This window comes from Marinitenerispora sediminis (genome assembly GCF_003336425.1).
Taxonomy (GTDB): domain Bacteria; phylum Actinomycetota; class Actinomycetes; order Streptosporangiales; family Streptosporangiaceae; genus Marinitenerispora; species Marinitenerispora sediminis.
Genome location: NZ_QEIO01000027.1, coordinates 1 through 14,246 on the forward strand (window position 1 = coordinate 1; position 14,246 = coordinate 14,246).

Consider the following 14,246-nt stretch of genomic DNA (forward strand, 5'->3'; position numbering starts at 1 on the left):
GGCCTCGGAGCCGTCCGCGCCCGGGGAGGCGGCGGCCGACCCGGCCGGCCCCGCCCTGGAGGTCGACTCCCTGACCGTCGACGTCTCCACCCCCGCCGGCCGGGTCCGCGCCGTGGACGGCGTCAGCTTCTCCGTCCGCCGGGGCCGCACGCTGGCGCTGCTCGGGGAGTCCGGCTGCGGCAAGTCCATGACCGCCCAGGCGGTGGTCGGACTGCTCGCCCCCGTCGCCGAGGTCACCGGCGGGTCGGTCCGGGTGGGCGGCACCGACATGCTGCGGCTCGGCCGCGCCGAGCGCAAGAAGCTCGCCGGACCGGTGCTGTCCATCGTCTTCCAGGACGCGCTCACCGCGATGAACCCCGTGCAGACGGTCGGCACGCAGCTCGGTGAGCCGTTCCGCATCCACGCGGGCCTGTCCCGCCGCGCGGCCCGGGAGAAGGCGATCGAGCTGATGGAGGCCGTCGGCATCCCCGAGCCCCGGGCGCGGGCGAAGTCCTATCCGCACCAGTTCTCCGGCGGCATGCGGCAGCGGCTGCTCATCGCGATGGCGGTGGCGCTCAGCCCCGACGTGCTCATCGCCGACGAGCCGACCACCGCGCTCGACGTCACCGTGCAGGCGCAGGTCATGCAGCTGCTCGCCGACCTCCAGGCGCGGCACGACATGGCGCTCGTACTGATCACGCACGACCTCGCCGTGGTCGCCGAGCGCGCCGACGAGGTCGCGATCATGTACGCCGGGACGGTGGTGGAGACCGGGCCCGTGCGCGAGGTGTTCACCCGTCCGCGCCACCCCTACACCCGCGGACTCCTCGACTCGGTGCCGGAGAACGTGGAGAGGGGGCGCCCGCTGCGCTCGGTCCCGGGCAGCCCGCCGGAGCTGAGCGCGATCCCGGCCGGCTGCGTGTTCCAGGCACGCTGCCCGATGGCGCGCGCGCAGTGCGCCGAGGTCCGCCCCCTCCTGGAGCCGACCGGCCCGTCGCGGGCCGCCGCCTGCCACTTCTCCGAGGAGCTCGCCCGTGCCTGAGAACACCGCCACCGCCGCCGCGGACTCCGCGGCGACCACTGGAGCCGGGGCGCTGCTGGAGGTCGCCGGCGTCCGCAAGACGTTCCGGGTCGCCGGCGGCCGTCCCGGGAAGTCGAGGCTGACCGCCCTGGACGGCGTCGACCTGCACGTCCGCCGCGGCGAGACGCTCGGCCTCGTCGGCGAGTCCGGGTGCGGCAAGTCGACGCTGGCCCGCGTCCTGCTGCTGCTCGAACGCCCGGACGAGGGAACGGTGCGGTTCGAGGGGACCGACCCGTTCGCGCTGCGCGGCCGGCGCCTGCTGGCCTGGCGGCGCCGGGTGCAGATGGTGTTCCAGGACCCGTTCGCCTCCCTCAACGCCCGGATGACCGCCGCCGACATCATCGGGGAGCCGTGGCGGTCCCACCGCGACGCCGCTCCCGCCGACCGGGACCGGCGCGTGCGGGAGCTGCTCGACCTGGTGGGGCTGCGCGCCGGCGACGCGCACCGCTATCCCGACGAGTTCTCCGGCGGGCAGCGCCAGCGGATCGGGATCGCCCGCGCCCTGGCGCTGGGTCCCGACCTGATCGTGTGCGACGAGCCGGTGTCGGCGCTGGACCTCTCGGTCCAGGCGCAGGTGCTCAACCTGCTCGCCGACCTGCAGGAGCGGCTGGGCGTGTCCTACGTGTTCATCTCGCACGACCTGTCGGTGGTGCGGCACGTGGCCGACCGGGTCGCGGTGATGTACCTCGGCAAGGTCATCGAGCAGGGGCCCACCGAGAGCGTCTTCGACCAGCCGCTGCACCCCTACACCAGGGCGCTGATGTCGGCCGCGCCGTCCCTGGACGTGACCGGGGGCGCGGCGGCGGGCCGCATCCTGCTCAGCGGTGAGATCCCGTCGCCGCTGGACCCGCCGTCGGGCTGCCGGTTCCGCACCCGCTGCTGGCAGGCCGCGGAGCGCTGCGCCTCCGAGGCCCCGCCGGCCCGGCCCCGGACGGACGGCGGCGGTGCCGCGGAGCGGGACCGGCACGCGGCCCTGTGCCACTTCCCGCTGGAGGCCGCTCCGGCGGCCGGCTGAGCACGCGGCGCGCGGGCCGTCCTCCCGGGGTTGGGGAGGACGGCCCGCGCTGGTGGGAGGTGCGGGTGCGGTCCGCACCGCCGGGGGCCTGGCGTTCCCGGGGCGGGCCCGGGAACGTCAGGCCCCGGCGCGCACCACGTTCGCCAGGGGCTCGCCCGCGGCCAGCCGTTCGATGTTCGCGGCGATCTCCCGCGCCCGGCCGGTGAACGTCGCGCGGGTGTGCCCGGAGTGGTGCGGCGTCATCAGGACGTTGTCGAGCTCGTGGAACGGGCGCGTGTACCCGCGGGCGCCGCCGCCGTCCTTGGGGTGGCTCCACCACACGTCCAGGGCGGCGCCGCCGATGCGCCGCCCAGCCAGCGCGTCGTAGAGGGCGTCCTCGTCGACGATCGGCCCGCGCGCGACGTTGACGAGCAGCGCGTCCGGCCGCATCCGAGCCAGCTCGGCCGCGCCGATCAGCCCGGTGGTGGCCGGGGTCAGCGGGACGGTCAGCACGACGACGTCGGAGCCGGAGAGCAGCTCCGGCAGGCCGTCGTCGCCGTCCATTCGGTCCACGCGCACCCCTTCGGGCAGCGGCGCGCCGGGGTCGCGGCGTATGGCGCGGGCGCGCATGCCCAGTGCGGTGGCCGCCCGCACGACCGCGGCGCCGATCTCGCCGAGGCCCACGACGCCGACCGTGCGGCCCGCCAGGGTGTCGCCCAGGGCGACGGCGGGGTCCACCGCGACGGACTCCCAGCGCCCCTCGCGCAGCAGGGCGTCGGCACGCCGCACCCGGCGCGACAGCATGAGCGCGGCCATGACCACGTGCTCGGCGATCGAGGTGCCGTGGTGGAAGGTGTTGCACACCGTCACACCGGGGGCGAGCGCGTCGAGCGGGACGCGGTCGACACCCGCGCCGGTGACGTGCACGAGCCGCAGGCCCGGGGCGGCCTCGGCCATCGGCACGGTCATCCGGGAGGCCACGAGCACGTCCGCGGAGCGCAGCCGCTCGACCACCTCGCCGTCCGGTCGGCCCGCGAGGAACTCCCAGGCGTGGCCGTCGCCTCCCTGGCGGGTCAGCAGGTCGCGGAACCGGTCCAGGATCGGGTCCGTGAGCACGATCCTCATCGGCCACCGCCCCGGCCGCGGCCCCCGGGGGTCACCACCGCGGGGCGGTGGGGTCGAAGCCGGGCTCGAACCGGCGCATGTAGCCGGTGTCGTCGCGCTCGCGGATGCCGCAGGCCAGGTAGCGCTCGTGCATCCGCGCGAGGGCGTCGCGGTCGAGTTCGACCCCGAGCCCGGGCGCCGTGGGCACCGCGACCGCGCCGTCGGAGAAGGCGAGGGCGCCGGGCACGATGACGTCGTCGGCCGGGTCCTTCCACGGCCAGTGCGTGTCGCAGGCGTAGGTGAGGTGCGGGGTGGCGGCGGCCAGGTGCGTCATCGCGGCGAGGCTGACGCCCAGGTGGGAGTTGGAGTGCATGGACAGCCCCATGCCGAACGTGTGGCAGATGTCAGCCAGTGAACGGGAGCGGCCGAGCCCGCCCCAGAAGTGGTGGTCGGAGAGGATCACCTGGACGGCGTCCGCGGCGACGGCCGGCCGCACCTGGTCGAACGCCACGACGCACATGTTCGTGGCCAGCGGCATCGACACCTCGCGGGCCACCCGCGCCATGCCGTCGATGCCGGTGGTGGGGTCCTCCAGGTACTCGATCACGCCGTCGAGTTCGGCGCCGACCCGGATCGCGGCCGGTACGCTCCACGCGCCGTTGGGGTCGATCCGCAGGGGGTGGTCGGGGAACGCCTCGCGCAGCGCCCGGATCGCCTCGACCTCCTCCTCCGGCCGGAAGACGCCGCCCTTGAGCTTGATGGCGCGGAACCCGTACTCGTCGACCATCCGCCGCGCCTGCGCGACGATCTCGTCCGGCTTCAGCGCGGCGCCCCACGGGTCCGGGTCGGCCCCGGGGTGGGCGGCCCACTTGTAGAACAGGTAGGCGCTGTAGTCGACCCGGTCGCGCACGGCTCCGCCGAGCAGGTCGCTCACCGGGCGGCCGATCGCCTTGCCCTGGATGTCCAGGCAGGCCACCTCGAACGGCGACAGCACCCGGTCGGCGGTGCTGCTGCCGGTGACCATGCCGCTCATACCGTGCCCGCCCCGGACGCGGTCGCCGGCGAACCGGTCGCGGATGAGCCCCGCGATCCGGTGCACGTGCCACACGTCGACCCCGGTCAGCACCGAGGCCGCCGCACGCAGCCGCTCCAGGTGGCCGGCGTCGCCGTAGGTCTCGCCCAGGCCGGTGAGTCCGGAGTCGGTGACGACCTCCACGATCGCCCGCAGCGCGAACGGCTCGTGGACCCCGACCGTGTTGAGCAGCGGCAGGTCCCGGAAGGCGACCGGCGTGATGCGGACCTCGCTGATGCGGTGCGGCTCTCCCGCCGCGTCGATGCTCACCGTGTCTCCTCCGGAGGTGTCGGACCGACGCACGCGCCGGTGATCATCGTCTACGGAGGCACCCTATCGAGCCGTCGTCCATATGGGTAGACGAGAGACAGAAGGAAAGACAAGACCTGCCCCAGCGACCGACCGGCCCGCAGAGACGGACGGGCGCCCGCTTTGCCGAACACGCTGACACGAGGAGAAGGGGGCCTGCCCGCCAACCGCAACCCCCGGAGCGCACTCGTGCAGCGAGGTCGCGGGCAGCGCGGCGAAGACGGTCCGGCGCCAGGCAGGTACTCATGACACCCTCTGCGAAGTTCGCCTCAGCACCGAGGCCATGTCGAAAACTCACCAATCAGCCGACATTGACACTAGCCACAACAAACTTGGACACATTCAAACAGATGGCCACAATCGGTCGCGAACGACGACCTGCAAGTTGGACCGGATTAGACACCCTCCGCCCCTGCCTATAATTCTTCGGTGCCTGGAGAGAACGTGGCGTCAACCTTGCTACAGGTATGGGCGCCGAGCCTTGTGGCGCTTCTCTCTGTCATAGTTGCGGTTCTGGCGATCTCGTCTCGCAAACCCCACTTCGACAGAAAGCCCACCACCGAAACATTTCCCCACCTCATACACTCGCGAGAAAAACTCGAGATGTCCATCACGGATGCAGAGTCACTGAACTCCTACCACACACTCTCACAAGGCGACCCAGCCATTCGATTAACGAAAGCACTCCGCTATTCCCCCCACGATTACCAATCCGCCGTCAGCGAGATCTCAATTCGCTACCGAGAAGGACGAGTTATATCCATCGATCTCAGCAAGATGAATCCCCACCAAGCATCCAGACTTGTTGATTTTTGCAGCGGCATGGCCGCAGGATCCCACGGCTGGATTTATCGAATCACCGACCACGCCATCATAATCACACCCCAGGGTTGAAATTAGCAAACGAGACAAAATTTCCATGACTGAGATCAACGATCAGCTATTGCTCCTGAATCACCAGATTCGACAGACCGAACACAGCCTGACCATAGCCAGAAAACGGAAGACTTGGTCAAATGTATCCCTTTTCCTCGGCCCCGTCTTCATTTTACTTCTCTATATCCTCCTCTGGATCCCCAACCTAAGTGACTCAATAGTTGTTGCAATTTACATACCAGCAGTTCCGGTAGCACTCAGCTTCGCACTTTCCGCCTTCTACCTCAAACGGACCCCCGGAGGCCAGCCGACACAGAGACACGGCTCCCCAGGGTCCTGGCTGTCCCGAGCAATACACGGGGACCCCCGCCGACCAAGCGAGGGAGACCTGGAGCTGGAGCTCGCGAGACTGCGCGACACCCGAAAACTCGTGGTTGCAAGAGAAGACGTCCCCGCGAAGGTCAGGCGGGTGACATACAAGGAAGACGCCTATTCAGACGTCGACCAACTTCGCTCCGAAAGCAGAGGGTATCGAAGAGTAAATAATGCACTCCAAGGCATTATCATCATCGGTTCACTAGCCGCTACAGGCGTTTCCGGTGTCGCAGCAGAATGGGCAGAACTGCGCTGGGCAACACTGGGAATCACATTTCTCGTAGGAATATCGAGCGGCTTCATGGGATACTTTAAATACAAAGAGAGGAGCTTTTATCTCCAACAAACCGCCGACGCCATCGAGAGCGAATGGGAGGCAGTTGAGATCGGAGTGGGGCGATATAAGCACATCGACAACGAAGAGGGCAGGCTTGCCGAGTTCGTCGAAGAAGTGCACCGACTGAAGTCAGAACAGAAAAAGCGCCAACAAAACCTCGAACAGCCTCCCGAATCACGCAATTCAGCAGAATAACATCCTCTGGCACAAAGAATCAACCATTTAACGCCGCACACACTCCATTCCCCTATCCCCTCGACTACCCCGCCAGCCGTCTCACCGCACGGAATGGTCGATATGGCGGGCGGTGGGTCAGTCGACGGCCGAGTCGCGCTTTCCCGCGGCCGCGGGACCACCGCCCCCATATCAAGCCGGTGCAACTTTCCTCAGCCGGCGGGCGCCGGCGCGGTGTCCGGTCTCGCCGGGAGGGGGAAGCGCAGTGAGACCGCCGCGAGGTGGTCGCGGAGGCGTGTCTCGGCGCGGACGTGTTTGACGCTGCCGCCCTCGTCGATCACGGTCTCCGCGAGTTCGTCGAGGATGTCCTCGGTGCGCCGGGTGGGTGTCCCGCACAGCGGGCAGGTGGCGCCGGAGGGTGCGAGCCAGCCGTCGCGGTCGCAGGCCACGCCTCGCGCCGTCGCGCCGTCCTGCACGGCCAGGGTGCCCGCCGCCGCCACGGTGCCGGCCCACAGCGAGTCGCGCAGGCCCGCGGCGGCCGGGCCGCCGCTCTCGGCCTTTTCGAAGAGCTCCGCGACCATCCGGCGCTCCTCGTCCCGCTCGTAGCGCTCGATCACGTGGTCGGCGTGCTTGCGGATGTCGTCGGGCGTGGCCGTCCCCGGGTCGAGGGTGAACGTCCCCGCCACCCGCGCCCGCAGGTCGTCGGGCAGGAAGGCGAGGAACGGCGCGACCTCGTGCCGGTGGCCGCCGATGATGAGCAGCTCGGGCGCGCCGGTGCGGAAGAGGTCCGCCAGCCGGGTCGCGACCGCGCGGAAGTGCCGCTTGCTCAGCTCCTCCGCCCGGTTGCGGACCCGGTACTCGGTGAACCAGGCGGCGAAGTCGGGCTTGCGCGGGAACTCGTCCCGGGTCCGTTCGACCTCGCGGATCTCGTCCTGGTACACCTCCCAGATCCAGGAGGCGGCCCGGTCCACCACCGCGACGCAGTACCGGTGGTACTCGTCCAGGACCGCGAGCATGGGCCGCACCCACGGTGCCGCGTCCGCCATGACGCGGTCCCGGGTGCGGCGCGGCAGGTGGAACTCCTCGAACATGCCGCGGCCGCTGCACGAGAACAGCGCGACCGTGCCGCGCGTCCACATCTCCTCGCTGGCCCGCGCCTCCAGGGCCTCGATGTCGCCGCGCAGCGACATCCGCTGCTCGCGTCCCAGCGACTCGTCCGCCGTCAGCGGGCGGATCTGGTGCAGCAGCGCGCTCAGCCGGGTCGGCAGCGCGGCGCGGTCGGCCGGGTCCACCGGAACCGACAGGTAGACGGACACGACCGGCAGGCCGCCTCCCTGGAACCGGATGGTGCGGTCGATGTCCTGCGCGGTGATCATCCCGCTCGCCTCCTCCTACTCCGTGCCGGCCGGGTGGTGCGCGGCCCGGATTCGGGCCGGTCACACCCCGACCTCCTCCCGTGCCTCCGGGGTCCGCGCCCCCGGGTACCCGACCGCGAGTGCGCCGTCGCGCTCGGCCACCCGGATGGTGCCGCCGTCCTCGACTACGCCGCGGATGAGCGCCCGCCCGATCCGGGTCTCGAGCTCGTGCGAGATGTAGCGGCGCAGCGGGCGCGCGCCGTAGACCGGGTCGAAGCCCTCGCGGGCGATGAGCCGCCGGGCCTCCTCGGTCAGTTCGACGGAGATACGGCGCTCGGCGAGCCTGCGGCGCAGCTCGTCGAACTGCAGGTCCACGATCCGCTCGATCTCGCGCTGCGTGAGCGGCCGGAACAGCACGACGTCGTCCAGCCGGTTGAGGAACTCGGGCCGGAAGTGCTGCCGCAGGTCGGCCATGACGCGGTCGCGCGCCTGCGGGCGGAACTCGCCCTCCGGGGTGACGCCCTCCAGCAGGTAGGCCGATCCGATGTTGGACGTCATGATGATGACGGTGCTGCGGAAGTCCACCGTGCGCCCCTGCGCGTCGGTGATCCGGCCGTCGTCGAGCACCTGCAGCAGCGTGTTGAAGACGTCGGCGTGCGCCTTCTCGATCTCGTCGAAGAGGACCACGGAGTAGGGCCTGCGCCGGACCGCCTCGGTCAGCTGGCCGCCCTCCTCGAAGCCGACGTAGCCGGGCGGCGCGCCGAGCAGCCGGCTGACGGTGTGCCGCTCCTGGTACTCGCTCATGTCCAGCCGGACCATGTTCTCCTCGGTGTCGAAGAGCGCCGCGGCCAGGGCCTTGGCCAGCTCGGTCTTGCCCACCCCGGTGGGGCCGAGGAAGACGAACGAGCCGATCGGCCGGCGCGGGTCCCGGATGCCGGAGCGCCCCCGGATGATGGCGTCGGAGACCAGCCGCACCGCCTCGTCCTGGCCGACCACCCGCTCCCGCAGGATCTCCTCCATCCGCAGCAGCTTCTCGCGCTCGCCCTCCCGGAGGCGGGCGACCGGGATGCCGGTCCACGCCGCGACGATCTCGGCGATCTCGTCGGCGGTCACCACCTCGCGCAGCATCCGCCGCCGGCCCTGCTTCGCGCTCAGCTGCTCCTCCTCGGCGCCCAGCCGGCGCTCCAGGTCGGCCAGCCGCCCGTACCGCAGCTCGGCCGCCCGGTTCAGGTCGTAGTCGCGTTCGGCCGCCTCCGCCTCGCGGCGGACCTGCTCGATGGCGCCGCGGAGCTCCTGCACGCGCCGGATGGCCTGCCGCTCGGCCTCCCACTGGGCCCGCGCCGCGTCCACCTGGGCGCGCAGGTCGGTGAGTTCGCGCCGCAGCTCCGCCAGCCGCTGCCCACTGGCGGGGTCGGTCTCCTTGGCGAGCGCCGCCTCCTCGATCTCCAGCCGGGTTGCCCGCCGGGTGACCTCGTCCAGCTCGGCCGGCATCGAGTCGATCTCGGTCCGCAGCCGGGCGCACGCCTCGTCCACCAGGTCGATCGCCTTGTCCGGGAGGAACCGGTCGGAGATGTAGCGGTGGCTGAGCGTCGCGGCCGCGACGAGCGCGTTGTCCTGCACCTTCACCCCGTGGAAGACCTCCAGCCGCTCGCGCAGGCCACGCAGGATCGAGACGGTGTCCTCCACCGTCGGCTCGTCGACCATGACCAGCTGGAAGCGGCGCTCCAGAGCGGCGTCGGACTCGATGCGCCTGCGGTACTCCTGCAGCGTGGTCGCCCCGATCATGTGCAGTTCGCCCCGGGCGAGCATGGGCTTGAGCATGTTGCCCGCGTCGATGGCGCCCTCCGCGGCCCCGGCGCCGACCACGGTGTGCAGTTCGTCGACGAAGAGCAGGATGCGCCCCTGCGCCGCCTTGATCTCGCCCAGCACCGCCTTGAGCCGCTCCTCGAACTCGCCGCGGTACTTGGCGCCCGCCAGCAGGGCTCCCATGTCCAGCGCGAAGACCGTCCGGTCCCGCAGCCCCTCGGGGACGTCGCCGCGGACGATGCGCTGGGCCAGCCCCTCCACGATGGCGGTCTTGCCGACCCCGGGATCGCCGATCAGCACCGGGTTGTTCTTGGACTTGCGGCTCAGGATCTGCACGACCCGGCGGATCTCGGTGTCGCGCCCGATCACCGGGTCCAGGCCGCCCGAGCGCGCCTCGGCCACGAGGTCGCGCCCGTACTTCTCCAGGGCCTCGTAGGCGGACTCCGGGGTGGCGGACGTGACGCGCTGGCCGCCGCGGATCCGGGTCAGCGCGCCGAGGAACGCCTCGCGCGTGACGCCGCACTCGCGCAGCCGGCGGCCGGCCGCCCCGGCGGAGCCCTCCTCGATGAGGGCGAGCAGCAGGTGCTCGACCGAGACGTACTCGTCCTTGAGGCGGGCGGCCTCGCGGCCCGCGCTGTCCAGCAGAGCGGTCAGCCGCCGGGTGACGTAGACCTGGCCGGGCGCGACTCCGGGCCCGGTGGTGCGGGGGCGCCGGGACAGGTCGGACTCGACGCCGGCGCGCAGCGCGGCCGGGTCGGCGCCGCTGCCCTCGACCAGCCGGGCCGCCAGCCCCTCCGGCTGGTCGAGCAGCGCCAGCAGCAGGTGCTCGGCGTCGACCTCCGTGTGCCCGAGGCGCGACGCCGCGCTCTGGGCCTCCTGCAGCGCCTCCTGGGACTTCTGGGTGAGGCGGTTCATGTCCACGGCGGTCACTCCTTGCGGCGCAGTTCGGCTTCCAGCCGGTCAATGCGGTCGAGCAGGTCCAGGACCACGCCGACCGCGGCGTAGTTGAGCGAGAGTCCGGCGCGCAGCCGCTGGATCCGGGCGGCGGCGGCCGGCGCGCTCGGGGCGAACCACAACTCGCCGCGGGCGTCGCGGACCGCGTCCACGAGCCCGAGGGCGACGAGGCGGCGCAGCAGGTCGGGGTGCAGGCCGGCGTGCCGGGCGGTGGCCTCCAGGCTGATCCGGGGCGGCCGGGCCAGCGGGTAGCGCACCCGGACCCGCTGCGCCTCGCGGACCGCGCCGGTGGTCGGACGCGTGCTCATGACGGCCTCCTCGGGTCGAAGGCCGACACGGCGGCCAGCTCCTCGAAGAGCTCCCGCTCGCGGGCGCTCGGCCGCGGCGGCACCGCCACCCGGACCTCGGCGTACAGGTCGCCGGGCTCGCCGTCCGGGTCGGGCAGGCCCTGGCCGCGCAGCCGCAGCCGCCGGCCGCTCGAGGAGCCCGTCGGGACGCGGACCATCGCCTCGCCGCCCGGGGTCGGCACCGGCACCCGCGCCCCGAGCGCCGCCTCCCACGGCGTGACCCGCAGGTCGACGTGGACGTCGCGCCCGTCCAGCCGGAAGCGCGGGTGCGGCGCGATGCGCACCACGAGGTAGAGGTCGCCGCGCGGACCGCCGGCAACGCCCCGCCCGCCCTCGCCGGGCAGCCGGATCCGCTGCCCGGCCACCGTGCCGGGCGGGACGCGCACGTCGTACTCGCGGGTCCCCTCCGGGCCGGCGAGCGTGACGTGCCGGGTGCCGCCGCGGTAGGCGTCGGCCACGCCCAGCTCCAGCTCGGCCTCCTGGTCGGCCCCGGGCACCGGGCCGGTGCTGCGGCCGCCGAACAGCCCGCCGAGCAGGTCGTCCAGGTCGACGCCCACTCCGCCGAAGCCGGTCTCGACGTGCACACCGCCCCGCCCGGCGCGCCCGCCGCGGCGCCGGCGGCCGCCGGAGCCCGCCGCCACGCGTTCGTCCACGTCCTGCGGGACCCGCCGGAAGTCGGGACCGAACCTGTCGTAGCGCGCCCGGGTGCCGGGGTCGGACAGCACCTGGTAGGCGTCGTTGGCCTCCTTGAAGCGCTCCTCGGCCACGGGGTCGGCGTTGAGGTCGGGGTGGTAGCGGCGCGCCAGCTTCCGGTACGCCTGCTGGACCTCCTCGGTGGTCGCGTTGCGCGACACGCCCAGCACCTCGTAGTAGTCGCGTGCCATCGGCCCCTCACCCCCGCTCGGCGGTCACGGCGACCGCGGCCGGGCGCAGCTGCCGCCCGGGCTCCCCGTAGCCGGGCCGCAGCGCGCGCACCACCGTCCCCGGCGGCTCGTCGCCAGCCTCGGTCACCTCCATGACCTCGTGCCACGCCGGGTCGAAGGGCGTCCCGACCTCGTCGTGGCGCGGGTAGCCGAGCGCGGCGAGGACACCGACCGCCTGGTCGCGCACCGCCCGCACGCCGACCGCCATCGGATCGTGCGCGGACCCGGCGTCCGCCTCGGCGTGGGCGAGCGCGAGGTCGAGGTTGTCGACGACGGGCAGCCACGCGGCGGCGACGCGGTCGCGCTCGGCCTCGCGTTCGCGGACGAGTTCGGCGGCGTAGCGCTTGCGGAGGTTGTCGAGGTCGGCCAGGGTCCGCCGCCAGCGGTCCGCGAGCTCCTCCGCGCTCAGGTCCAGTTCCGTCCGGTGGCGCGGGGCCTCGGGGCCGGGCGCCGTGCGGTCGGCCCCGGTCGCGGGGCCGGCCGGCGCGGCCGCGTCCCGGCCGTCCGGCTCCGCGGGGCGCCTCCGCGTCTCAGCCGGGTCCGGCGCACCGGGGGCGTCTGGTCGCTCGGTGGTCATGTCCGCACCTCACCCCCGGTCGAACTCGGCGTCGACGACGTCCTCGGGCTCGGCTGCCTCGCCCCGCTGCTGGCGCGGGACGGTGCCCTCCTCCGCCGCGGCCCGGCGCCCCTCCGGCCCGCCACGCATCATCAACCCCTGGAGCAGCTGCTGCAGCTCCGAGGTCAGCGAGCGGACGCGGTCCAGCGGTGCCTGCTCCCCGACCGCCTCGCGCGCCTCTCCGACGAGCATCTCGGCGCGGGCCCGCTCGTGGCCCGGGGCGGCCTCGCCGAGCCGCTCCAGCCGGCGCTCGACCTGGTAGGCGACGGTGTCCAGCGCGTTGCGGGCGTCGACCGCCTCCCGCAGTTCGCGGTCCTCGTCGCGGTGCCGCTCCGCCTCGGCGACCATGCGGTCCACCTCGGAGCGGTCCAGGTTGGAGCTCTCGCTGATGGTGATGCCCTGTTCCGCGCCGGTGTCCTTGTCGCGGGCGGTGACGTTGAGGATTCCGTTGGCGTCGATGTCGAAGGTGACCTCGACCTGCGGCTCGCCGCGCGGTGCGGGCCGGATATTCTCCAGCCGGAACCGCCCCAGCACCCGGTTGTCGGCGGCGCGCTCGCGCTCGCCCTGGAGCACCACGATGTCGACGGCCGACTGGCCGTCCTCGGCCGTGGAGAAGACCTCGGTGCGCCGCACCGGGATGGTCGTGTTGCGCTCGACGATCCTGGTCATCACGCCGCCCTGCGTCTCCACCCCCAGGGAGAGCGGGGTGACGTCGAGCAGCAGCACGTCCTGCACCTCGCCCTTGAGCACGCCGGCCTGGATAGCCGCGCCGAGCGCGACCACCTCGTCCGGGTTGACGCTCATGTTGGGCTCCTTGCCCCCGGTCATGCGCCGGACAAGCCCCTGGACGGCGGGGATGCGGGTGGAGCCGCCGACCAGGATGACCTCGTCGATGTCGTCGGCGGTCACCTTGGCGTCGGCCATGGCCTGCTTGACCGGGTCCATGCAGCGCTCGACGAGGTCGGCGGTGAGCTGGTCGAAGGTGGAGCGCATCAGCGAGGTGGTGAGGTGGCGCGGTCCGGCGGCGTCGGCGGTGATGAACGGCAGGTTCACCTGGGTCTGGGTGACCGAGCTCAGCTCCACCTTGGCCTTCTCCGCCGCCTCGAAGAGGCGCTGCAGGGCCTGGGGGTCCTGCCGCAGGTCGATCCCGTTGTCGCGCTGGAACTCGTCGGCGAGGTGGTCGACGATCCGCCGGTCGAAGTCGTCGCCGCCCAGGTGGGTGTCGCCGGCCGTGGCCCGCACCTCCACCACGCCGTCTCCCACGTCCAGGATGCTGACGTCGAAGGTGCCGCCGCCCAGGTCGAAGACCAGGACGCACTCGTGCTCGCGCTTGTCCAGGCCGTAGGCGAGCGCCGCGGCGGTCGGCTCGTTGATGATCCGCAGCACCTCCAGGCCGGCGATCCGGCCGGCGTCGCGGGTGGCGGTGCGCTGGGCGTCGTTGAAGTACGCGGGCACCGTGATCACGGCCTCGGTGATCCGCTCGCCGAGCGCGCGGCCGGCGTCCTCGGCCAGTTTGCGCAGGACGAGCGCGCTGATCTCCTCGGGCGCGTACTGCCTGCCGCGGACGTCGAAGCGGGCGGCTCCGTCGGGGCCGGGGACCACCTCGAACGCGACGGCCCGCGCCTCGTCGGGGACTTCGTCGAAGCGGCGGCCGATGAACCGCTTGGCGGAGTACACGGTGCCCCTGGGGTTCAGGATCGCCTGGCGCCGCGCGAGCTGGCCGACCGGGCGCTCTCCCGACTCGGTGAACGCCACCACCGACGGCGTGGTCCGCGCTCCCTCGGCGTTGGGGACCACCCTGGGTTCGCCGCCCTCCCAGGTGGCGATGACGGAGTTGGTGGTGCCGAGGTCGATGCCGACTGCCTTGGCCATGGGACTTGCCTGCCTTCCTGCGGGTCGTAGCGGTCCGCCCGGAGCCGGTCGGGCCGGGACGGTCGGCCGCCC

Annotated in this window: 12 protein-coding genes; 4 read left to right on the forward strand and 8 right to left on the reverse strand. The window is 72.4% G+C overall.

Annotated elements, in window-relative coordinates:
• Window positions 1-1,021: ABC transporter ATP-binding protein (locus DEF28_RS07565; protein WP_325048991.1), on the forward strand; the 1,021-nt coding region annotated here is incomplete at its 5' end.
• Window positions 1,014-2,075: an ABC transporter ATP-binding protein gene (locus DEF28_RS07570; protein ID WP_199493168.1), complete on the forward strand. Its 1,062-nt coding sequence runs from the start codon at window positions 1,014-1,016 to the stop codon at window positions 2,073-2,075. The genes DEF28_RS07565 and DEF28_RS07570, both read left to right, overlap by 8 nt.
• A 117-nt stretch (window positions 2,076-2,192) precedes the next feature.
• Here DEF28_RS07570 and DEF28_RS07575 read toward each other — a convergent pair whose 3' ends face one another.
• Entirely contained in the window at window positions 2,193-3,170 is a 978-nt protein-coding gene (locus tag DEF28_RS07575; protein WP_199493169.1) for a 2-hydroxyacid dehydrogenase, read from the reverse strand.
• Window positions 3,171-3,210: 40 nt separating this feature from the next.
• Window positions 3,211-4,500: a glucarate dehydratase family protein gene (locus DEF28_RS07580; protein ID WP_233515150.1), complete on the reverse strand. Its 1,290-nt coding sequence runs from the start codon at window positions 4,498-4,500 to the stop codon at window positions 3,211-3,213.
• 468 nt (window positions 4,501-4,968) lie between these two features.
• Between DEF28_RS07580 and DEF28_RS27235 the strand changes: the two genes are divergently transcribed.
• Window positions 4,969-5,433, forward strand: a complete 465-nt coding sequence (locus DEF28_RS27235; RefSeq protein WP_147280162.1) for a cell division protein SepF — start codon at window positions 4,969-4,971, stop codon at window positions 5,431-5,433.
• Window positions 5,434-5,458: 25 nt separating this feature from the next.
• Window positions 5,459-6,322 carry an SLATT domain-containing protein gene (locus tag DEF28_RS27995; RefSeq protein ID WP_199493170.1) on the forward strand — a complete coding sequence of 288 codons (864 nt, stop codon included), beginning with the start codon at window positions 5,459-5,461 and terminating at the stop codon, window positions 6,320-6,322.
• Window positions 6,323-6,513: 191 nt separating this feature from the next.
• On the opposite strand, the gene DEF28_RS07595 is transcribed toward DEF28_RS27995, so the two are convergent.
• From DEF28_RS07595 to dnaK, 6 genes are read right to left on the reverse strand one after another with little or no spacing between them, the layout of a single operon-like run.
• Window positions 6,514-7,677: a baeRF10 domain-containing protein gene (locus DEF28_RS07595; protein WP_114398855.1), complete on the reverse strand. Its 1,164-nt coding sequence runs from the start codon at window positions 7,675-7,677 to the stop codon at window positions 6,514-6,516.
• Between the two features lie 60 nt (window positions 7,678-7,737).
• Window positions 7,738-10,377 (reverse strand): ATP-dependent chaperone ClpB, encoded by a 2,640-nt coding sequence (clpB, locus tag DEF28_RS07600; protein WP_199493173.1) that lies wholly within the window; start codon window positions 10,375-10,377, stop codon window positions 7,738-7,740.
• Window positions 10,378-10,388: 11 nt separating this feature from the next.
• Window positions 10,389-10,724 (reverse strand): chaperone modulator CbpM, encoded by a 336-nt coding sequence (locus tag DEF28_RS07605; protein ID WP_114398853.1) that lies wholly within the window; start codon window positions 10,722-10,724, stop codon window positions 10,389-10,391.
• The gene (locus DEF28_RS07610) at window positions 10,721-11,647 is read right to left on the reverse strand and encodes a DnaJ C-terminal domain-containing protein (protein WP_114398852.1); all 927 of its coding nucleotides are present in this window, start codon (window positions 11,645-11,647) and stop codon (window positions 10,721-10,723) included. Before DEF28_RS07610 ends, DEF28_RS07605 begins: the two co-directional genes overlap by 4 nt.
• Before the next feature lie 7 nt (window positions 11,648-11,654).
• Window positions 11,655-12,263, reverse strand: a complete 609-nt coding sequence (locus DEF28_RS07615; RefSeq protein ID WP_114398851.1) for a nucleotide exchange factor GrpE — start codon at window positions 12,261-12,263, stop codon at window positions 11,655-11,657.
• A gap of 9 nt (window positions 12,264-12,272) precedes the next feature.
• Window positions 12,273-14,174 (reverse strand): molecular chaperone DnaK, encoded by a 1,902-nt coding sequence (gene dnaK, locus DEF28_RS07620; protein ID WP_114398850.1) that lies wholly within the window; start codon window positions 14,172-14,174, stop codon window positions 12,273-12,275.
• Between the last annotated feature and the right edge of the window lie 72 nt (window positions 14,175-14,246).